Annotated in this window: 17 protein-coding genes and 1 riboswitch; of the genes, 3 read left to right on the plus strand and 14 right to left on the minus strand. The window is 67.9% G+C overall.

Translation table 11 applies throughout. The features are described from left to right. Positions 1-140 precede the first annotated feature (140 nt). The 12 genes from IFT87_RS08010 to IFT87_RS08065 all read right to left on the minus strand — a co-directional run bounded on the left by IFT87_RS08010 (position 141) and on the right by IFT87_RS08065 (position 12,800). Positions 141-383: an XrtV sorting system accessory protein gene (locus IFT87_RS08010; RefSeq protein ID WP_031396237.1), complete on the minus strand. Its 243-nt coding sequence runs from the start codon at positions 381-383 to the stop codon at positions 141-143. A 295-nt stretch (positions 384-678) separates the two neighbouring features. Further along, a complete protein-coding gene (locus IFT87_RS08015) occupies positions 679-1,749 on the minus strand; it encodes a hypothetical protein (RefSeq protein WP_192008077.1) in 1,071 nt (356 codons plus the stop codon). Then, positions 1,742-3,196, minus strand: a complete 1,455-nt coding sequence (locus tag IFT87_RS08020; protein WP_042467778.1) for a lipopolysaccharide biosynthesis protein — start codon at positions 3,194-3,196, stop codon at positions 1,742-1,744. Before IFT87_RS08020 ends, IFT87_RS08015 begins: the two co-directional genes overlap by 8 nt. 3 nt (positions 3,197-3,199) lie before the next feature. Beyond that, positions 3,200-4,030, minus strand: coding sequence for a polysaccharide pyruvyl transferase family protein (locus tag IFT87_RS08025; protein WP_197975168.1), 831 nt, complete (start codon positions 4,028-4,030; stop codon positions 3,200-3,202). Continuing rightward, positions 4,027-4,755: a WecB/TagA/CpsF family glycosyltransferase gene (locus tag IFT87_RS08030; protein ID WP_157840529.1), complete on the minus strand. Its 729-nt coding sequence runs from the start codon at positions 4,753-4,755 to the stop codon at positions 4,027-4,029. Before IFT87_RS08030 ends, IFT87_RS08025 begins: the two co-directional genes overlap by 4 nt. A 14-nt stretch (positions 4,756-4,769) precedes the next feature. Beyond that, positions 4,770-5,657 carry a CpsD/CapB family tyrosine-protein kinase gene (locus tag IFT87_RS08035; protein ID WP_037530233.1) on the minus strand — a complete coding sequence of 296 codons (888 nt, stop codon included), beginning with the start codon at positions 5,655-5,657 and terminating at the stop codon, positions 4,770-4,772. Continuing rightward, complete coding sequence (locus IFT87_RS08040; protein ID WP_052149186.1) at positions 5,654-7,030, minus strand: GNVR domain-containing protein; 1,377 nt, start codon at positions 7,028-7,030, stop codon at positions 5,654-5,656. The genes IFT87_RS08035 and IFT87_RS08040 overlap by 4 nt, the downstream gene beginning before the upstream one ends. Further along, positions 7,014-8,327 (minus strand): ATP-binding protein, encoded by a 1,314-nt coding sequence (locus IFT87_RS08045; protein WP_192008079.1) that lies wholly within the window; start codon positions 8,325-8,327, stop codon positions 7,014-7,016. Before IFT87_RS08045 ends, IFT87_RS08040 begins: the two co-directional genes overlap by 17 nt. 106 nt (positions 8,328-8,433) lie before the next feature. Then, on the minus strand, positions 8,434-9,516 hold the full coding sequence (locus IFT87_RS08050; protein WP_249403276.1) for a glycoside hydrolase family 5 protein: 1,083 nt from the start codon (positions 9,514-9,516) through the stop codon (positions 8,434-8,436). Between the two features lie 280 nt (positions 9,517-9,796). Further along, entirely contained in the window at positions 9,797-10,615 is an 819-nt protein-coding gene (locus IFT87_RS08055) for an SLBB domain-containing protein (RefSeq protein ID WP_183936973.1), read from the minus strand. A gap of 10 nt (positions 10,616-10,625) precedes the next feature. Continuing rightward, positions 10,626-11,870 (minus strand): outer membrane beta-barrel protein, encoded by a 1,245-nt coding sequence (locus IFT87_RS08060; protein ID WP_081874419.1) that lies wholly within the window; start codon positions 11,868-11,870, stop codon positions 10,626-10,628. A 207-nt stretch (positions 11,871-12,077) separates the two neighbouring features. Next, positions 12,078-12,800, minus strand: a complete 723-nt coding sequence (locus IFT87_RS08065) for a FadR/GntR family transcriptional regulator (RefSeq protein WP_051916620.1) — start codon at positions 12,798-12,800, stop codon at positions 12,078-12,080. A 164-nt stretch (positions 12,801-12,964) separates the two neighbouring features. Continuing rightward, positions 12,965-13,053, plus strand: a riboswitch (TPP riboswitch). Between the two features lie 70 nt (positions 13,054-13,123). On the opposite strand from IFT87_RS08065, the gene IFT87_RS08070 reads away from it, so the two are divergent. Genes IFT87_RS08070 through pnuC form a run of 3 tightly spaced genes read left to right on the plus strand, consistent with a single transcriptional unit; the run spans position 13,124 to position 17,216 of the window. Then, on the plus strand, positions 13,124-15,436 hold the full coding sequence (locus IFT87_RS08070) for a TonB-dependent receptor domain-containing protein (RefSeq protein ID WP_192008200.1): 2,313 nt from the start codon (positions 13,124-13,126) through the stop codon (positions 15,434-15,436). Between the two features lie 14 nt (positions 15,437-15,450). Then, on the plus strand, positions 15,451-16,602 hold the full coding sequence (locus tag IFT87_RS08075) for a phosphotransferase enzyme family protein (protein ID WP_037530237.1): 1,152 nt from the start codon (positions 15,451-15,453) through the stop codon (positions 16,600-16,602). Continuing rightward, positions 16,599-17,216, plus strand: a complete 618-nt coding sequence (gene pnuC / locus IFT87_RS08080; protein ID WP_052149181.1) for a nicotinamide riboside transporter PnuC — start codon at positions 16,599-16,601, stop codon at positions 17,214-17,216. Before IFT87_RS08075 ends, pnuC begins: the two co-directional genes overlap by 4 nt. Here the strand turns inward: pnuC and IFT87_RS08085 are convergent. Then, positions 17,147-18,268 (minus strand): copper resistance protein B, encoded by a 1,122-nt coding sequence (locus tag IFT87_RS08085; protein ID WP_192008202.1) that lies wholly within the window; start codon positions 18,266-18,268, stop codon positions 17,147-17,149. The two genes, pnuC and IFT87_RS08085, sit on opposite strands and share 70 nt — an antisense overlap. A 53-nt stretch (positions 18,269-18,321) precedes the next feature. After that, the gene (locus IFT87_RS08090) at positions 18,322-20,115 is read right to left on the minus strand and encodes a copper resistance system multicopper oxidase (protein ID WP_192008080.1); all 1,794 of its coding nucleotides are present in this window, start codon (positions 20,113-20,115) and stop codon (positions 18,322-18,324) included. Between the last annotated feature and the right edge of the window lie 80 nt (positions 20,116-20,195).

Here is a 20,195-nt window from a genome sequence, read left to right on the forward strand (position 1 = left end):
CCGTTGGCACCCGATCCTTCACTCGGCCGATGCAAAGGAGGTCTCTTCAAACCTGGTTAGCGGCGGGTTTAAGGTAATGGAGATCCTGTTCTACCATGATCGACCGCTGCTGCCGGGGTCGGCGCGTCCGGCCGGCCGGATCAGCGCCCGGGCAGGGATGGGCGCAGCACGTAGATGATATAGCCGACACTGGCCGCAAGCACGAGCACGGCGGGGATCGCATAGCCTTCGTTGCCGAGCCAGTTGCTCAACGCACAGGCGATCGCGGGCGGCAGATAATGCCACACCGTATCGACCGGCTCATCCTCCATCGAGCGTTGCAGATAGAGTAGCGCCAGGCCCGCAAATACCGCGACGCTCAGCCAATCGTAAATTGTTTCCATGATATACTTCCCAAGCCGCCCGGAACCCGGCCGGCGCCACATTCCGTCAGAGGCGATCCCTATGCCCGGTCCTTCTAGATTTTCTCATCGTCTCGGGCAAATGCAGTATCTTGCCCCCGCTCTCGCGGTGGGACTGCCCCGACGACGACCACGGCGCTGCGCCCGACCCCGAACGGGCGCGACGTAGAGGCCTGGCTGGCTCGCGACGGTCCGCTGCAATCGGGGAACAGCCAGCGTCAGGCGGTGCTGCGCAAGGCGGCGAAGATCGACGATGCGAAGGGCTTCGCGCCCGAGGTCAGCCCGACGCCAAATTCTTGAATCGCGCGAGCATCGCCTCGGACAGTCGCATCGGGTCGAGCGGCTCCAGGTCGGGGCGGCCGCCCGGTGGGCTGGTGCGAAGCGTGTCGATGCTCGCGCGCAGCGCCGGCGGCGCGAGCGGGGGATCGAACAGCGTGACCCAGCCGCCGGCGATCTCCGCCGCCAGGCTGGGCAGCGTGCCGACCGCGGGGGCGAGCAGCGGGCGGTCGAGCGACAGCGTGACGAGCGCGGTGCCCGAGTTGAGCGTCGATGTCTGGTTCATCAGACAGGCGTCGCAGGCGGCGATCGCCGAGGCGAAGCGCGCATCGTCGAGCGGTCCGGTTACGATACGGATCGTCCCGTCGGACCGGCCCGCGACCGCGGTAAGCCGCGCGGCGATGTCGTCATCGCCCGCATCGCCGGCGATCAGCAGCATCTCATCGGGCCGGCGGATCGCGAGGAACGCCTCGGCGGCCTCGACCAGGTTCTTGCTGGGACGGAGCGACCCGATCATGCCGAGCACCCAGATACCGTCGGGAATCGCCCAGGCCGCGCGCGCTTCGGCACGAGGAATCGCGGAATAGTCCTCACGGTAATGCGGGTGCGGAATGATCGTCCCCGCGACCGCGCCGATCGCCGGATGCGCGGCGCGATAGCGCTCGAGCGAGGCCGCGGACAGGCCGATCAGGTGGTCGATCTGGCCGAGAAGCCGCGCATGATAGGCGTGCCAGACCCGGTGCCGCCAGCCGGTCAGGTCGCGGTGCGGCGTGACATTGTGCGCGGTCACGACGAGCTTGCCGCCCGATCGCCGGATGCCCCGCGCGGCGTTCAGCACACGCGCCGCCTTCGCTGCGACGATCGCCGGGTTGTTGCTGCCCGAGCCTTCGAAGATCCCCTCGGGCCAGTGGATATGGAAGATGTCCGCGGCGGGGATGCGCCGCATCAGCGGACGGAACGCGGTGACCGAGGCCGCGGGCGCGCGGAACGCGCCGTACATGCGGCGGACATAGGGGTTGAGGTCGCTCGGATCACCGGCGGGCCAGGCGAGGACGCGGAGCGGATCAGCCACGGGCCACCGCCGTCCGCGCGAAGCGGATGAGTGCGAGCATGTCGCGGCGGCCGATCACGAACAGCGCGGCGGCATAGACGACCGCGCCGACCGCGACGTGGATGACCAGCGCGAGCAGCGGGGAGGGGACGTCGATCGTCCGGTGCAGCAGAAGCAGCGCCCCGACCATCACCGCGGATGCGGCAAGCGAGGGTGCTATGCGGGCAGCATAGGCCATCGGTTTTATCCTCAGCAGGTGGAGGGCCGCGCCGACCGAAAGCGGGTAGAGCAGGACGGCGCGGACGGTGAAGCCGATCGCGAGCGCCTGGAGACCATAGCGCACGACGACGAGGAACAGCGATATGTTGCTGACCGCGTAGATCGAGGTGAGGACCGTCTGCCAGTGCGGCTTGTCCTTCACCAGGATGATCGCCTGATTATACTGGCCGATCGTCGTCAGATAGGCGGTGCCGGCGATGATCGAGATGATCGGTGCCGCCTCCATCCATTTCGCACCGAGCGCGACGCGCACGACCAGATCGCTGACCGCGATGAGCGACAGGAACATCGGCGCGGTGATCGCGGTGGTGAAGGATACCGCGTTCAGAAACGCGCCGCGAAGCCGTTCCTCGTCGTCGCGAAGCCCGGCAAAGGTCGGCAGCGCGACGCGCGACAGCGCGGATGCCATCAGCTGGTTGAGGCCGAGCAGGATGCGCTTGGCAGCGTTGTAGATTCCCGTCGCCGACGCGCCGAGATAATAGGACGAGAAGAAGGTGTCGCTCTGCGTATTGGCGAAGTTGGTGAAGCCGGTGATCGCGACATGGCGGCCATAGCGCCAGGTCGCGAGCAGCTTGGCGCGTTCGACGCGCAGGCTCGGCCGCCAATCGCTGACGACCCAGAGAAGGATCGTCGACAGCAAGGAGGTGGTGAGCTGCTGGACGACAAGCGCGGTCAGGCCCCAGCCGTTCATCGCGAGGAACAGGCCCGCACCGCCGCCGACAAGCAGCGCGAGGATCGAGCGGATCGCGAGCGGCTTGAACAGCAACTGGCGCGTCATCCACGCCTCATGCGTGCGCGACAGCCCCGAACTGAGCAGCAGGACGGAGGTCAGCCGGAGCGCGAACTCGATCCGCTCATTGTGCATGATCTCCGAGATGAACTGCGCCGACAGCAGCATCAGCGCCGCGCCGATCACCGCGCCGATCTGGATCAGCAGGAAGCAGGCGTTGTAGTCGCCGGCGTCGGGCGCACCGCGCGAGACGATCGCGGTGGCGAAGCTCTCGACCGAGATCTGCTTGAACAGCTCGACGAAGAGCAGGCAGGTGGCGAGGATGCCGAAATCGGCGACCGGGACGAACCGTGCGGTCACCAGGAAGACCAGGAGGTTGATGACCTGGACGAGCGCGCTGTTGACGACCGACCAAATTGCGCCGCGTCCGACCTGTTTACCTAATGAGGGGGCAGCCATAACTCACTCCCACAAATCGTGCGGGAATGTCGCGAGCAGCGCCTGGGGATCGAAGGATATCGGCGGTGCGCCCCCCATTTCGAGCGCTTCGGCGACGCTGTTCGCGGAGTCGATGCCGGATCGTCCGGTCCCGCGCGCATAATCGTCATATTTGAACGGCGGTTCGGTCTCGGTCAGGCGGACATGCCGCGCGGGAATGCCGAAGGCCTCGGCGATCACGACGCCATGGAGCGAGCTGGCGAGCACCAGATCAGACCCGACGATCTGCTCGACCACCGCATTCCAGCCGCGCAGGGGCGACACGAACGGCAGACCGAGCGTCGGCGCGAGCGTGAGGTCGTGCAGGTTGGGGACGAACAGGACCGGCAGGGCGCTATGCCGCTTGAACCGGTCGGGGAACAGCGTCGGCAGCAGCAGCGCGGGGTCGCCATAGACCGCCGGGACGTCCAGCCCGCGCTCCGAAAGGAACGCCGCCGTCAGCGGACCGCGGACCGCGCGGATGTCGAGTGCGTCGAAAGCGTGACGATCGGCGGGGATCTTGCCGTTGACGCCCGAGCCCCAGACGGTGTCGCCGGTCTTGGCGAAATGCATCACCGATCCGACCGTGAACAGCGTCGCGTCGCGCGCCGTCTCCTCGTCGAGGCTGCGGCCGTGCAGCGCGAGGACACGCTCGGCGACGACCGTCGCCAGCCGGTCGCCGAAATTGATCGCGCTGCCCGCTGGACGCCATTCGAACACGTCGACGCGCGGATAGCGGTCGTCATAGGACGGCGGTGGCGCATGGCGCAGACGCGAGAGTGCGCGGTGCAGGCGAGGAGGCATCATCTGTTTCATCGCTTCATCCGTTGTCCGAGCGTCGCGGCCAGGAAGGTCGCGTTCCCGACGAGATAGCGTGACGCCATCCGTCGGGGCTCTTGCAGAAGGCGGAAGGTCCATTCGATGCCCGCGCGCTGCATCCAGAGCGGCGCGCGGACGAACTGGCCCGCAGTGAAATCGAGAAAGGCGCCGATGCACAGGATCACCGCACCGACGGTGCCCGCATTGGCGGCCGCCCATTTTTCCTGCCGCGGCTGTCCCATGCCGGCGAGCACGAGCCGTGCCCCCGATGCGCGGATCCGCTCCGACAGCGCGGGTGCCTCATCGGCGCTGAAAAAGCCGTGATGGCTGCCCGCGATGCGGATGTTCGGGAAGCGCTCCGCCAGGATCGCAGCGGCCTTTTGCGCGACGCCTGGCGGGCTGCCGAGCAGGAAGACGCCCGTTCCCGCCGGCAGCGCGGCGAGCACCGCGGGCGTCAGGTCGGTGCCATTGAGATTGGCCGGGAAGCGCGTGCCGTAGAGCAGCCGGCTGGCGATATCGACGCCGCTGCCGTCGTTGAAGAACACGCCCGCCCGCGTCGCGGTCACGAAGGCGGGATCCGCCCGCGCAAGGTTGACGCTGTGCGCATTGCAGAAGCCAAAGATGGCTGGACCGTCGCCTTCTACCGCGGCAACCACCTGTGCAACGGCACCCGGTACATCGGTGGCGACCACATCGATGTGGCCGATTCGCCGAATCTCCATCATGCCCACCATGCTCAATCGATCAGGATCGAGCCGAGAACGGGGGTGGCATGCTCCTGCAGCACGGCCGCGGCGTTGCGCAGCGCGCGTGCGTCCGACCGGTTGCGGCGCGCGACGATGATCGCCGCGTCGAGCCCGAAACACGCCTCGAGCTGTGTCGCGCTGGCGGGGCCGGCGTCGAAGATCACCAGCCCATAATGATCGCGCAGCGGATCGAGCGTGTTCGCAAGCCGCTGGCGGTCGAAGAGCTCGGACGCGTTGGGGACGCTCGGACCCGCCGACAGCAGCGACAGGCCGGGGATCGCGGTCGTCTGGGCGATCGCCTCGACGCGGCCGCCCGACGACAGCAGCGTCGACAGCCCGGTCCGGTTGGGCAGGCGGAACAGCCCGTGCTGACGCGGCGCGCCGATGCCGCCATCGACGAGCAGCGTCGAATAGCCGGCCTGGGCGCACGCGACGGCCAGATTGGCGGTGAGCACGGTGGTATGCAGCGTCTCGTCGTCGATCCCGATCATCGCGATCCCCTGAAGCGGAGAGCCGTCGGGACGGACGTCGCGCGTCACGATCGCGCGAATGTCACGCGCGGTGACCGCGATGGGATCGTCGGGCGCGAATGCTGCGACGACCAGCGGATCGACGCGCTCATCGCCCTCGGGAAGAACGGTGAAGCCCTGCTGCAGCTCGATCGCGCGGCGCACCTGCTCCTCGGTCGCAAAGCCGAGCTGGACCGCCGCCTCGCCGAACAACAGCCCGGTTTCAGCCTGGCGATGCTCGATCTGGCGATGCGCCTCGGGCGACAGCGACAGCAATTTGCCCAGAAGCTGCCGCTGGCTGGGCGCTTCGGCGCCCGGCGCGACCGCGGGACGAACGACATTTGCCGTTTCGCTCGAACGAAGCCTCATGACGTCTGCCTTCCACCCAGCAGCGACGCGACGCGCGACTGCGAAAACGATACCGAGCCCAGCACGGGCACACCCATGGCCGTCGCTGCGCCACTCGACGTCCGCACCCGCGGCCGCCACAGTTCGAGCGCCAGCGCCGTCCCCGCCGCCAGCATCCCGCCCAGCACTAGGCCGAGCGCCAACCGCATCGGTACGTTGGGCGAGGAGGGGAACATCGGCGGCTGCGCGACGTCGAGCTGGACGACGTTGGTCGACGGCGCCTCGCTCTGCAGCCGCATCGTGCCGAGACGCTGGGTTACGGTGTCATAGGCCGCGCGCGCCGAATCGACGTCACGCTGAAGCACGTCGAGCTCGGCGCGGTCTCCCGCGAGCGACAGCATCTTGCCGCGCTGCTGGTTCAGCAGGGCGCGCATCTGGCTTTCCTTGCTGCTCGCCGCACCGCTGGCGACGCGCACCGCATTGGTGCTCGTCCCGGTCTCGACCGCGAGCCGGCGACGCAGCGCCGACAGTTCCGCCTCGGCGGCCTGACGCTGCGGGTGGTTCGGACCGAGATCCGCGCTGAGCTGTGCGACTTCGGCCGTCTTGGCCGAGATCTGCGTGCGCAGACCCTGGACGACACCGGCCGACTGCACGTCGAGCCCGGTGCTGCCGCCGCCCGCCCGCGCGCCGGCATCCGCCGCCGCCGCTTCGGCCGCGGTTAGCTGGCCGGACAATTCGGTCAGGCGCGCGGCGTCGGTGTTGTTGGTCGTCGTGTCGACGATCCCGGTGCGACGCTGGAACGCGGTCAGCCGGCCCTGCGCCTGCTCGAGCGCGGTGCGGACCTCGCGCGTGCGATCCTCGAACCAGCGCGAATAGGTGCGGGCGGGATCGGTCTGCAGTTGCAGGCGCGCATCTAGGTAGCTGGTGGCAAAGCCATTGGCGACCTGTGCCGAGAATTGCGGATCGGCCGATTTGAAGCGGATCGCGAGCACGCGCGAGGTCCGGCCCGGTATGACCTCGAGCCCGCCGAGCAGCTGGCGACCATACCAGGCGTTGACGTCGCCGGCGCCACCGGTGCGCGCACGCCACTGGTCAGCAACCTGCGGGTTGGCGGCAAGCTTCAGGTCGCGGACGACCGCGGCGGCGATCGCCTCGCTCTGCAGGACGTCGGCCTGGGTCGCGACGAGCGCGGCCACGCCATCCTGCTGCGGCGCCGCCTCGTCGGTAACCGACTGGGCCGGGCCGCCGTCGAACAGCAGCGAGGACTGCGCGACATAGGTCTTGGGCGTGACGGCCGTCCAGAGTGCGACCAGCACGACGATCAGCAGAATGATCGCCAGCTCGATACGCCAGCGCGCCTTGAGCGACGCGATCAGATCAGCGGGTATTAGCAAGGTTGCTCTCCTGCGGTGCGCCAAGCCGGGCCGCCGTGGTGGAAACAGGGGTCGTCATCAACAGCGCGATCAGCATCTGCGGCGCGGTACTGTCACGGAAATACACGCCATCGTGTTCGCCGTCATTGCCCCGTTCGCGGACCAATGCGGGGTCTAGCATCGAAATGGCACGATCATATCGATCGGTATCAAGCAAAACGACGTCCATCGTCGCGGCAGTGCGGGCCAAGGCCTCGAGCGCATCGCGCTGTTCGAGCGTGCAGCCGAGCACGACCTTCGCGAACAGCCGCGCATCGGGTTCGTTCATCTGCGCCCAGTGGCTGAACGCATCGACGAAGCCGGTGCGGGTATGCGCCTTGGTGACGATATCCGCGTCGCTGCTGACAGCGGCGAGCGATGAATGCCCGGCCAGCATGCGCAGGTGATAGGGCGAGCCACAGGCGGCATCGGCGATCATCACGCGCGCATCGGTATCGAAGCGGACGCCGGTATTGGCCTCGCCACGTGCGATCAGCGCGTCGACGCTGTCGGCGCCGATCCGGCCCAGCGACACGATCCGCATGTGCCGGCGCAGCGACGGGTGGCCAGCGACGACGTCGGACACGGTCCGCGCGATTCCCACCAGCACGAACAGCACCGGCACGAGCGCGTCGGACAGCAGCTTCATCGCCGCAGCGACGTCGCTCTTCACGCTCGCATCCTCGATCCGGTCGAACTCGTCGAAGATCAGGATCGTCGGCGCGGTGACGCGGTCTGCCACCAGATCGACGAACGCCCGTGGGCCGAAATTCTCCGGCATCTGTTCGAGCTTCTGCGCAAAGGCACGCTGTCCGCCGGGCGCGAAGGCTGCGGGCGGGAGCGCGTCGAGATAGAGCCTGATGATGTCGGCGAAGGTCGCATGCGGTTCGCACGCGAAATAGAGCACGACGGCGCCCGATTCATCCGCATGCTCGCCGAGCACGCGCACCAGCGACGTCTTGCCCGAGCCGCGTGCGCCGTGGATCACCGCATGCTGGTGAAAGTCGAGCGTCGCGGCGAGCAGATGGTCGAGCTCGACCGCGCGTCCGAACAGCTCGCCGCGGGTCCGCACCGGGCGTGCGGCATCGAACGTGTCCGCGATCCTGCGCCGGTCGCCGATCAGCCGCGTCGCGGTGCTTGCCGGGACGGGATCCGCGGGCAGGTCGACGACCGGCGCGGCGGGCGGGGTGTAGCGATGCGTCAGCTCGATCACGGGGGGCTCGGCCCATCCGCGGCCGTCCAGCCAGCGCGTCAGCGATGCAATCCATGACTTCAACATAATTCTTGTATCTGCCTTGCCGATCCGGGGAGCGGGTACGCGACGTTGCTGCAACGCACAATAGGATTGCCGTACGGCTCCACGGGGCCACTATACCCTGTGATCATTAAGATTTGTGCCGTATCAGGATAGACATTTGCGGTTTGTCCCCGGTCTTGTCGGGTTGCACGCTGTACATATACGGCCCCCACAGGGCGCCGCCTGCCCAATAGGTCCAACCGAGCCAGACGTCCGAGCCCGCGTCAAGTGTGCCGAGCACCGCATCGAGCGCGGCGAGGCAGTTCGGGTCGCTGCTCGCGCCGAATTCGCCGAGAAATCCCCGTGCCTTGTTGGCGCGCAGCCAGGCGGTGGCCGAATCGAACGCCTGTGCGGCGGCCTTTGGCGACACGCATTCCGGATGCGTGCCCGAGGAGTCGGCATCCGGATATTGGTGCATCTCGAACGCCATGTTGTTCGCCGGGTCGACGAGCGTTTTCAGCGCCTCGCCGTTCGAGTCGCTGCCTTTCGTCCAGGAATGGGCACCCGACCAGTTCGTTCCCGGGACGAGCACCAGATTGCGCGCGCCCGTCGCGCGGATTGCTTGCAAGGACGCCTCCGCAATCGGTCGCCACGCCGTGGCGGACAGGCCATTGGGTTCGTTCATCACGCCGAACCCGATACGCTTGTCCCCGGCATAATGGCGGGCGAGGCGGGTCCAGAGGTCGGCGAGCATCGCGCCGCGCGGGTCGATCTGGTCGAGCCGTTGGCCGCGGTATTTGGCGTAATTGTGCACGTCGAGGATGATCAGGCCGAACCCGCCGAGCCCAGCGATCGATTCGTCGAGCCGCGCGAGTTCCGCGGCGTCGATCGGGGCATTGGGCTGCGGTTGCAGCCGTTCCCAGAGAACGGGCACGCGGATCGCATTCATGCCCGCGGCGACGAAGGGCGCGGTCTCCTGTGGCTTGGGGTAGAAATAGTCGAAGCCGTAGCGCCCGGGAATGCGCTTGGAGGCAAAGCCGCCCGTCGCGATGTTGACGCCGGTATAGCGCGGATGCGCGGGCTTGCGCGGCCCTGTCGCGGAGGGGGCATCGGCGGCGGGATCGAGCGTGATCGGCAGACCGGTGCGCGCGGGCGCAATCATGACCGCAACGCCAGCCGTCGCGACCAGCGCAGCGCCTCCCAGCGCAATGAACAGGCCGTTATGTCGCATCGGCACGCCCATCACCCAAGCCGGTGACCCGTGCAAGCGTCACTCGACCAACGCCGGGGGAATCGCGACGGCTGGCCCGGATGGCAAGGCGTGCTGGTGCGGGCGGCGACGGACATGGCGGGGCAGTAGGGCATGAAAAAGGGCGCCCCGTTGCCGGAACGCCCTCTTCTCAGGCCGTGACCGCAGACGTCAGGCTGTTGCGAAACGGACCTGGCGACGACGAACGCGCAGGGCATCGCATGAAACGAGACATTCCGACCCCCGGACGCCGATCACTGATTTAGAGCCATTTTTCATTGATGAAGACCGAGTCCTCGGCCTTCAGTTCGCCGTCGAGATCGACCTTCTTCAGCTTCTCGCCGTCGCGGAAGATCGTGACGTTCCGCGTCGATCCGGCGAGCGTCGGACCACCGGCGCGGGCAAGCGCCTGGCGAACCGTCATCCCGGTCTTTAACGGGAAGGATCCGGGCGAATTCACCTGACCATAGACATAGATGACGGGCGCGACCGGAACGAAGAGCGTGTCCTTCGCCTCGAGCAGCGTCGCCGCGCTCCATTCGCCGCTGAGGTCCGAGAGGAGGATACGGTGTTCGACCGGATCGCCGACCCGCTTCAGGATCGCATAGTCCGCGCTGGTCCCACGCGTGCCGCCCGCGCGGGCGAGCGTCATGCCGACGGTCAGCTGCAGATCGAGCGGATAGATGCCGGGGGTTCCGACCTCGCCGAACACGGTCACCGAACTGCTGACGAACTGCGTGACCTCGACATTGACGACGGGCTTGACGAAATAGCCGCCGCTCCGCAGCCGGGCGGCGATGTCCGCGGCCAGTTCACGCGCGGTCTGGTTGCGCACCTGGACCGCGCCGAGGAACGGCAGGGTGATCGTGCCATCGCTTTTGACGCGCGTCTTGACCACCTGGCCCGGGCCCTGGCCGAAAATCGTCACCTCGACCTCGTCATCGGGGGCCAGGCGATAGCCGTCGTTGGGTACGGCACCCGCCGGCGCGGGTGTCGGGCGCGCGGTTGGTACCTGCGCCCCGGCGGCCGCAGCGGCCATGAGCAACGGCAGAACAAGCGAATGCGCCATGCGGATCTTCATCATCATCCCCTTAGAAACGGGCCGTGACACCCGCCGATGCGGATGTGGCCGTATAGTCGTAAATCGCATTGTCCGCCGTGCGGCGCTGGTGAGCGACGTTCAGGCTGAGCCGCAGCGACCGGTGAAAATCGAATGCATAGCTTCCGCCGACGACGTTCAGCCTATCCTTGCCGCGTGGTGGTTGAAGCGTAAGCGCCAGATCCTCGCCGCGCGGGTCGCGTCGCGCGCGCTGGGCGAACAGCGTGGCGGTGCTACGCGCCGAGAGCAGATAGGACACGTTGAGGTTGTAGCTGTCGGCGATGATATAGGTCGCGCCAAACGAGCTCTGATTCTGCACCGCACGGCGGCCGGAGCCGACGATCGTGAACCGGGGCACCGGGCGTATCGTCACCTGCGCGTCGAACGACGGGCCGCTGAAGGACGGCACGGCCGCGCGCTTGGGGTCGGCATGCGTGATGCCGCCGCCAAGCCGGAAGCTGACGCGCGGCGCGACCGAACGTTCGAAGACCAGCTGGACGTCGGTGATCATCGTCGAATCGTCGATCCCGGTCAGATCCTCGATACCCGGGCGCGCGATCTTCGCAACCGAGCCAATGAGCTGCAGCGTACCGAGGCTGGGCCGCCCGTAGCCGATCCCCGCGCGCAGCGCCGACTGGTTCGTGTCCAGAACCTTGCGGCTGCTGTTGGTGAGCGACACGCGGTTGACGCCCACCGCGGGAAAGAAACCCGCCGCGGCGCGGCAGCTCGCGCCGACGTCATAGACCTGGCGCAGGAAGCTCTCGGTCACCACGGTGTTGGTGTCGCCGAGATCGAACTGCGCGCGTTCGAGCGCCGCGCTGCCGGTCACGCTGCAGGGCGCGCCGACCGGGGTCGTCACGCTCGAGGTCAGGTTGATCCGCTCGCGATCGAGGCCGCTGAACCGGGTGTTGAAATCATAGCCGACCGTGCCGCCGGCGGTGACGCGGGTGCGTCCGAAGATGCGGTTCAGGTCGACCGCCAGCGCCGGCGAAACGCGGATATTGTCGCGCGGTCCGCTGCCGCGCGCGTCGTTGAGACGCAGCACGTTGCTGTCATAGACACTGGTGATCACCGGCACGACACGAAACCGGTCGACATTGCCCGCGACGGGCACGCTGACGGGTGTGTTGACGTTGACCGTCTGTGCCTGCGCACCGCTCACCAAACCGCCGGTCATGGCCGCCGCGAGCGCGACCTTGCCGATCCGTGCAGTTCGCTCGTCTCGAGCCCTTCGCATTGTTTCCCGTCATGTTTTCAATTGCTACCCGCATGATGCGCGGTCGCATTTCGTCCTTCGAGCTATTCCGGCGCTTGTCAAATCTCGACTCGCGGCACCGGGCCCAAGGGCACCGCGTCTCGATAAGTGAAAAGCGCGATCAGGTCGAGTGACGGCGTCGCACGGTGCTGTCCCTTGATCGTACACCGGGTCGCGACGATTCGGGTGTCAGGCCTCGGCGATCAGGCTGAGCACGTCGCCGATCAGGCGTCGCATCGCGTCGCGCGCACCATCGGCATCGCGCGCGGCGATCGCGACGGCGACCGCGGCATGGTCGGCGATGTTCGCGCTGCGCCCCTTGATACGGTTGGTGAAGCGGATCGAGGTGCGAAGCGCGGTTTCGACCACCGACTGGAACTGTGCGTAGAAGGGGTTGCGCGACGCGCGCAGGACGGCGACGTGGAACGCGATGTCCGCGTCGAGTGGATCGTCATAGCTGCGCTCAGCCGCGGCCATCCGCGCCAGCCCCGCCTCGATCGCGACCATGTCCTGTTCGGTGTGGTACAGCGCCGCGAGCGCCGCCGCTTCCGGTTCGATCCCGATCCGCAGCTGGTTGAACTGCTGGAGCAGCTCGACCGAGAATTTGCGGTCCAGCAGCCAGCGCAGCACATCGGTGTCGAACAGGTTCCAGCTGCTCGCTGGCTGGACGATCGTGCCCTGTCGCGGGCGCGCGCTGACCAGTCCCTTGGCGGTCAGCATCTTGACCGCCTCGCGGGTCACCGATCGGCTGACGCCATGCGCCACCGCGATCTCCGCCTCGGTCGGGAAGGGCCGATCCGTATATTGGCCGGTCACGATGGCCTTGCCGAGCAGGTCGAGCATGCCATGCGTAAGGTTCCGTCCCAGATCCCGATTCTCCAGGGCAACGACGTCGGTCAGCACACGCTCCATAAAGCCTGTGTGGCGCAAACCGGTCCGGCTGTCACCCACTGCAAGCGTCTGGGTGGCGTGGATTGTCATATAATTCTGCCGCGCGTGTGCCGGGAAGGCGCTGCGGAAGGGCGAACGGGCAATAACGCTATCCCCGGAAGACCGAACCGCCTAGACGGCGCGCTCCCCGGGGGGCCGCTGACGCGCGGCTGAGAGGTGGGCTGCAGCCCATGACCCGCTGAACCTGATCCGGTTGATACCGGCGTAGGGAGGGCTGGCGGCGCGTCCGTCGTCCCTCCGTGTGGAGTGGACGCAAGACCGTGATGATCCTTCGATTTGACCTGATGACGGGCCGGCCGCCCCGTGTTGCGTGCAGTGCGCTGGCAGTGGCACTTGCTGCTGTGGTGGCCTTCACCCCCGCCGGCGCGCAGACGCAGGCGGATTCGCGGGACGGCGCCGACCCGGTCGATATCCGCGTCGTCGGTCTTCTCGATCCCGAGGGGCTGCTCCCCGACCAGACGGTGCCCAAGTCCGAGAGCGCGATCGCCGCGGCGTTCATCACCAAGCAGGCGCCGACGCTCAACGCGTTCCAGCTGGTCAACCTCCTGCCCGGCGCGACCGTCGCGTCGAGTGATCCTTACGGCTTGTCGACCAGTTCGAGCCTGACGTTGCGCGGGCTGGGGCAGGACGAGATCGGTGTGACGATGGAGGGCGCGCCGCAGAACGACATTGGCTATTATTACGCCTATCCCTCGCAGTTCGCCGATACCGAGAATCTGCAACGCATCGCGCTGGCGCAGGCCGCGGTCGATATCGCGTCGCCGACGCTGGGCGGTGCGGGCGGGTCGCTGTCGCTCTGGCTCGACGATCCGAGTGCGGCGCCGCGCGGGCTCGTCGACCTGTCGATCGGGTCCTATGCGGCGCGGCGCGGCTTCGTCCGGCTCGATAGCGGGCGGATCGGCCAGACGGGGCTGCGGGCGTTCGTCTCCTATTCGAACACGCGCGCGAACAACTGGCGCGGTGCCGGCCATGACACGCGCCAGCATGTCGATGCCAAGCTGCTCGGCGAATGGGGCAACGGCAACCGCGCGAGCCTGGCGCTGTCGTTCAACGATGCAAACTCGTCGACCTATCGCAGCCCGACGCTCGCCGAATGGCGCGCCCAGGGACGCGATTTCAACTTCGATGCGCGGTACAGTGCGGGCAACACCAATTACTGGCGGCTCTACCGCGCGCCGTTCCGCAACCTCTATGCGTCGGCGCCGGTGCATCTGGCGCTGGGCGCGGGGGTGACGCTCGACAGCACCAGCTATCTGCAGTTCGGCTACGGCAATTCGCCCTATGGCACGCAGCTCGGCACGACCGGCAATTTCCTCGGCATCGAGCCGCTCGCCGATCCGATCGCGCTGCCGGGCGCGGTCGACGGGGTCGCGACGGTGCTGGGCAACTATACAGGTGACCAGCGCCGCGTGGGCACGGTCAACACGCTGACGATCGAGCGGGGCATCCACCGGCTGACCGCGGGGCTGTGGTTCGATCACGGCATCGACCGCGTCGTCCAGTCCTACACCGCGGTCGGCGCCGATGGCGCACCGGCCGATCGCTGGGGCTATCGCGCAAAGGCGATCCGGACCGCCGACGGCCGGTTGCTCGCCTATGAGAACCAGCGGACCGTGACGGTGACCAAGGCGGCGTTCCTGGCCGACCATGTCACGCTGACCCCGCGTCTTGCGGTCGATATCGGGTTCAAGGGCGTCAATGTGCTGCGCAGCGGGCGCAATTACTTGCCCGGCCCGCAGGACAGCGTCCGTCTCGACAGCTTCGCCGCGCTGCCGCGGGCGGCGGTGCATTACGAGATCGACGACCGGCAGCAGCTGTTCGCCAACATCACCACCAACTTCCGCACGCCGAACGAGTTCACGCTCTACGACAGCTATGCGGGCGGTGCGCTGGTCAGCGCGGGGACGACCGCGCTGAAGAACGAATATGCCGTCTCGCAGGAGCTGGGCTATCGCTATATCGGTACAGCGCTGTCCGCATCGGTGACGGGGTTTCATTATGATTTCCGCAACCGCCAGCTGGCAACGGTCATCAATAGCGGCGGCGCGCTGGTCAATTCGACGCTGAATGCCGGGGGACAGAGCTCCTACGGGATCGATGCCGAGATCGACTATCGCCCGGCGCGCGGTGTCAGCGTCTATGTCTCGGGCGAATATCTACGCGCGCGAATCAGCGACGACCTGCCGGTTGGCGACGATTATCTGCCGACCCGCGGCCGGCATGCGGTCTCGAGCCCGACCGTCCAGGTCGGTGGCGGCGGGACCTATGACGACGGACGGTTGTTCGGCAGTGTCGCGGTGAAATATGTCGGCCGGCAATATGCGACCTTCGTCAACGACGAGAGCATCAAGGGCTATGCGACGCTCGACCTGTCGGTCGGCGTGCATCTGGCGTCGATGCTCGACGGCAAGCGGACCGACCTGCGGCTGAACGCGATCAACGTGACCGATCCGCGCGTGCTGGCGGGGGTGCAGTCGGTCTCGACCAATGCGCGTGACGTGATCGGGCGCGGCGGGACGCTGATCGCGGGATCTGCGCCGACCTATTATGTCGGAAGTGGTGCGGCCGTCATGGCGACCATCTCGCGCGGCCTGTGACCGGAGCGCGCGCGATGATCGGCGCGGGCTCGCCGGCGGCGCATCTGGTCCACGGGATGGGCACGGACATGGCCGCACCGAGCTGGCCGGCGATCACCGCCGAGGAAGCCGCGACGGTGGTCGCGCAGTTTCCGGCCGCCGGTCTGCTCGAGCATGTGCACTGGCATTCGCCGCGTCCTTTCTCCGCAGCGGCGCTCGTCGAGACCTGGCAGGGCATGTTCCTGCTCAAGCGGCATCACCGCCGGATGCGGACGCCCGATCAGCTGGGCGCGGAACACCGGTTCATCGCGCATCTGCGGACGCGCATTACGGTGCCGGAGGTCATGACGCTCGCCGCCAGCGACAGCGGCGCGCTGGCCCGTGGCGACTGGACCTATGAACTGCATCGCAAGGCCGCCGGCGTCGACCTGTATCGCGACCGGCCGTCCTGGACGCCGTTCCTGTCGCTCGCGCAGGCGCGTGCGGCGGGCGTTGCGCTGGCGCGGCTGCACCGCGCGTCGCAGGGGTTCGATGCGCCGGCGCGCGTGCTGCAACCGCTGGTCGCGAGCTTCACCATCCTGCCCGATCCCGATCCTATGGCGGCGGCGGGACGCTATGTCGTGGCGCGGCCGGCGCTCGCCGCGTTCCTCGCCCGGAGGCCGTGGCGGCGTGAACTCGCGTCGCTCTTCAGCGCGCTCGGCGACGGGTTGCAGCCGCGGCTCGCCGCGCAGCCGGCCTTGTGGACGCATAATGACTGGCATCCCTCCAACCTGCTCTGGGAGGAGGAGGACGTGCGGACCGTCATCGATTTCGGGCTGGCGGACCGGACCTGCGCGCTGCACGACGTGGCGATCGCGATCGAACGCAGCGGTGTTGCCTGGCTGGCGCTCGGGCAGGGCGCGGACGCCGCGATCGGCCAGCCCGAGGCGGCGTGTGCGCTGCTGGCGGGCTATGCGGCGACGACCGCGTTCGGTGCGGAGGACCGGGCGACGCTCGTCCGGCTGCTGCCGCTGGTGCATCTCGAATTCGCCCTGTCGGAGGTCGCGTATTTCGCAGGGGTGCTCGGCGACATGAGCGCGGCGGCGCTGGCCTGGGACGGCTATCTGATCGGCCATGCGGCGTGGTTTCTGTCCGAACCGGGGCAGGCGTTCCTCCGCCGGATCGCCGATGCGGAGAACGGCGCGTGACGATGCTCGAGATCGCCGCGGTCGCGGTCAGTTTCCTCGGCATCTGGCTGACCGCGGTGCGGCGGCTGTGGTGCTGGCCGGTCAATTTGCTGGCCTGTGCGCTGTACTTCAAGCTGTTCCTCGACGTGCGGCTCTATGCGGACATGATGCTGCAGGCGGTGTTCGCGGGTGCGCTGGTCTATGGGTGGCGCAACTGGACGCGCGGGCGGCAGGATGCGGGCGACGTCGCCGTCGTGCCGCTACGGCCGATCCCCGCGCTGGCGGGGCTTTGCGCCGGTGCAGGTGCCGCGCTGGGAATCGGGTTCGTCATGAGCCGCTATACCGACGCGGCGCTGCCGTGGATCGATGCGACGCTGAGCAGCTTCAGCCTCGTCGCGCAATATTGGACCGCGCGGCGGCACAGTGCGAGCTGGCTGCTGTGGATCGTCGTCGACATCGTCTATGTCGGGATGTTCGTCGCGAAGGGCCTGATGCTGACCGCGGGTCTCTATGCGGCGATGATCCTGCTCGCGCTGCTGGGCTATCGGCAGTGGCAGGCGGCGCGTCAGAACCAGGCGCGCACACCGAGCGCGAGCGAGACCCCGCCCGTGCTATCGCCGTCGCTGCGCGCATAGCGGGCGGTGGCGCCGTAGCGCCGTTCCCAGGCCAGCCCGACATAGGGCGCGAATTCGCGGCGGATCTCGTAGCGTAGCCGCAGGCCCAGTTCGGCGGTGGACAGCCCCGCGCCGATCCGGCTGCCGGGCATGTCCTGCGCGGCGAGGTTCAGCTCGACACGCGGCTGGAGGATCGCGCGCTGGGTGATGCGCTGGTCGTACCAGGCCTCCGCACGCGCCAGCACGTCGCCCTTGTCGGACAGGAACAGCGTGCCCTCGACGTCGAACCAATAGGGCGCCAGACCCTCGACCCCAAGCGCGGCATAGGTCCGTTTGGCACCTGCGCCGAGATCCTGGCGGACGCCCGCCTGCAGGTTCCAGTACGGGTCGAGCGCGCGCGAATAGAGCGCCTGCACTTCGGCGGCCTCGACCCGGTCGCCGAGACCTCCTTCGCCCTCGGTCTTGACGACAAGGCGGTCGATGTCGCCGCCGAACCAGCCCGCGCCGTCCCAGCGATAGCCGTCGCGACCGTTGCGCACCTGCAGCTCGGCGAGGTTGAAGAGGATCTGGCTGAAGCGCATGCCACCATGCTCGTCGCGCATCATCCGGTTGGCCGTCGCCATCGTCGCGGAATCGTAGAAGCGCGCCGCCGCCAGCGTGGTCGGCGGGGCGGGGGGTGGCGCGGTGCCCGCGGGCTGGTCGGTGCCCGCCGGGGCGGCGGAACCGTCTGACGCGGGCGGGGCGCAATGGCCCATCGCGGCGTGTTCGGGCGGGCAGGGGTCAGCGGCGGCTGGGATGGCTGGCGGTGGCGGGGCCGCGCCAGTGGCGGCGGGTTGGCAGTGGCCCATTGCGGCATGCTCGGTCGAACAGGCGGCGGTCGGGGACATGTCGATCGCCGGCATCGTCGATGCAGCGGGCTTCGCAGCGCGTGCGCGCGCCGGCGCCGCCTTGCGTGCCGCGGGGTTTGCCGGGGCGGGCTTTTTGGGTGCCGGCCTTTTTGGTGCGGGCTTTCTGGGCGCAGGTTTGGCGGGCATCGCCATGCCGGGCATCTTCATTCCGTGCATGTCGTGCATCTGTGCCGCGGCGGGCGTGGCGGTGACGGTCGCGAGGAAGAGGGCGAGCGTCTTCACGCTGCTGCTCCCGCTTCGCTGTCGGGGCGGACGGTGACGACCTGCATCATGCCGGCATGCATGTGGTAGAGCATGTGGCAATGGAACGCCCAGTCGCCGACCGCGTCGGCGGTGAGGTCGAAGGTCGCGGTGCCGCCGGGGGCGACGTTGATCGTGTGCTTGCGCGGCGCATGATCGCCGTGGCCGGTCACCAGCTCGAAGAAATGACCGTGCAGATGGATCGGGTGCGCCATCATCGTGTCGTTCACCAATGCGACGCGGACGCGTTCGCCCTGACGGAACGGGATCGGCGCCTTCACCTCGTTCAGCTTCACCCCGTCGAACGCCCACATATAGCGTTCCATGTTACCGGTCAGGTGGATCTGCAGCTGCCGCGTCGGCGCGCGCAGATCGGGATTGCGCTCGAGCGCGACGAGATCGCGGTACACCAGCACCGTGTGGCCGGTGTTGCTCAGGCCCTGTGGCGGCTCGCCGGTGCGATCCATCGGCATCGGCGCGACGGTCTGCACGGTCGGCGTCTTCGGCAGGCCCGGCGCGTTGGCAAAGTCGCGCATGCTGTGGCTCATGGCGGGCATCGGCGCCTCGCCGGCGGGAGCCTGCGCGGGCTTGTCCATGCCCGGCATTGCGCCGTGGTTCATCCCCGCCATGCCGCCCATCGCGCCATGATCCATCGCGGCCATGTCGCCCATGCCCATGTCCTTCATCGTCGCGAGCGGGCGTCTGCGCAGCGCAGGAACCGCAGCGACCATCCCGACGCGCGGCGCGAGCGTGGCGCGCGCCATGCCGGACCGGTCCCAGGCCTCGGCGACGAGCGTGTGGGCGACGGGCGCGGCGGGTTCGACGATCACGTCATAGGTTTCGGCGACCGCGATCTGGAACTCGTCGACCGCGACGGGGCGCACGTTCTGGCCATCGGCCTGCACGACCGTCATCTTCAGTCCCGGAATACGGACGTTGAAATTGGTCATCGCCGAGGCGTTGATGATGCGTAGGCGGACGCGCTCGCCGGGCGTGAACAGCGCGGTCCAGTTGTCCGCGGGGCCATGCCCGTTGACGAGATAGGTATAGGTCGCGCCCGTCACGTCGGACACGTCGGTCGGGTCCATCCGCATCCCGCCCCACATCCGCCGTTCGCCCGCCGGCTGGTCCCGGCCCGCGAGCAGGCCGCCGAGCGTCTGCTTCTGATAGTTGAAATAGCCGCCTTGGAGCTTCAGCCTGCGGAAGATGGCGTGCGGGTGAAGCGGGCTGTGATCCGACAGGACGATCACATGTTCGCGGTCCGACATGATCGGATCGGGACCTTCGGGGTCGATCACGATCGGGCCGTAATGCCCCATCTGCTCCTGCAGCCCCGAATGGCTGTGATACCAATAGGTCCCCGCCTGCACGACGGGGAAGTCGTAGGTGAAGGTGGTTCGCGCCGGGATGCCGGGAAAGCTGATCCCGGGCACACCGTCCATCTGGAACGGCACGAGCAGTCCGTGCCAGTGGATCGACGTCTCCTCGTCGAGGCTGTTGGTCACCGACAGCCGGACCTGCTGCCCCTGTTTCAGCCGGATCAGCGGCGCAGGGCTGGTGCCGTTGATGCCGATCGCGTGGCTGCGCGTGCCGTCGATCGTCCGCGTCACATGCGCAACGGTCAGCGCGATATCGGTGCCGGACAGCACCGACAGCGGTGTCGCGATCCCGGCGGACACGGGCTGGGCCCAGGCGGGCAACCCGGGCAGCGCGAGCGCGCCGCCGCCAAGCGTGGCGTCGCGGAGGAATTGGCGGCGGGTCGGTCGGGTCATGCGGATCCTCGGGCCGGGAGCGGTCACGTCTGTCAGGTCATACGCCGCCGATCGGCTTGCCCCTCATGACGTTAGACAAA

Origin of the sequence: Sphingomonas sp. CFBP 8765, assembly GCF_014841445.1 — a bacterium.
Classification (GTDB): domain Bacteria; phylum Pseudomonadota; class Alphaproteobacteria; order Sphingomonadales; family Sphingomonadaceae; genus Sphingomonas; species Sphingomonas aerolata.

What these genes read in the sequence shown, in the direction of transcription:
- IFT87_RS08060 (WP_081874419.1), bottom strand. Translation starts at nt 11,870, where the DNA reads ATGCGAAGGGCTCGAGACGAGCGAACTGCACGGATCGGCAAGGTCGCG.
- IFT87_RS08045 (WP_192008079.1), bottom strand. Translation starts at nt 8,327, where the DNA reads ATGTTGAAGTCATGGATTGCATCGCTGACGCGCTGGCTGGACGGCCGC.
- IFT87_RS08090 (WP_192008080.1), bottom strand. Translation starts at nt 20,115, where the DNA reads ATGACCCGACCGACCCGCCGCCAATTCCTCCGCGACGCCACGCTTGGC.
- IFT87_RS08055 (WP_183936973.1), bottom strand. Translation starts at nt 10,615, where the DNA reads ATGAAGATCCGCATGGCGCATTCGCTTGTTCTGCCGTTGCTCATGGCC.
- IFT87_RS08010 (WP_031396237.1), bottom strand. Translation starts at nt 383, where the DNA reads ATGGAAACAATTTACGATTGGCTGAGCGTCGCGGTATTTGCGGGCCTG.
- IFT87_RS08030 (WP_157840529.1), bottom strand. Translation starts at nt 4,755, where the DNA reads ATGGAGATTCGGCGAATCGGCCACATCGATGTGGTCGCCACCGATGTA.
- IFT87_RS08065 (WP_051916620.1), bottom strand. Translation starts at nt 12,800, where the DNA reads ATGGAGCGTGTGCTGACCGACGTCGTTGCCCTGGAGAATCGGGATCTG.
- IFT87_RS08085 (WP_192008202.1), bottom strand. Translation starts at nt 18,268, where the DNA reads ATGCACGACATGCACGGAATGAAGATGCCCGGCATGGCGATGCCCGCC.
- IFT87_RS08025 (WP_197975168.1), bottom strand. Translation starts at nt 4,030, where the DNA reads ATGAAACAGATGATGCCTCCTCGCCTGCACCGCGCACTCTCGCGTCTG.
- IFT87_RS08035 (WP_037530233.1), bottom strand. Translation starts at nt 5,657, where the DNA reads ATGAGGCTTCGTTCGAGCGAAACGGCAAATGTCGTTCGTCCCGCGGTC.
- IFT87_RS08020 (WP_042467778.1), bottom strand. Translation starts at nt 3,196, where the DNA reads ATGGCTGCCCCCTCATTAGGTAAACAGGTCGGACGCGGCGCAATTTGG.
- IFT87_RS08075 (WP_037530237.1), top strand. Translation starts at nt 15,451, where the DNA reads ATGATCGGCGCGGGCTCGCCGGCGGCGCATCTGGTCCACGGGATGGGC.
- IFT87_RS08050 (WP_249403276.1), bottom strand. Translation starts at nt 9,516, where the DNA reads ATGCGACATAACGGCCTGTTCATTGCGCTGGGAGGCGCTGCGCTGGTC.
- IFT87_RS08070 (WP_192008200.1), top strand. Translation starts at nt 13,124, where the DNA reads ATGACGGGCCGGCCGCCCCGTGTTGCGTGCAGTGCGCTGGCAGTGGCA.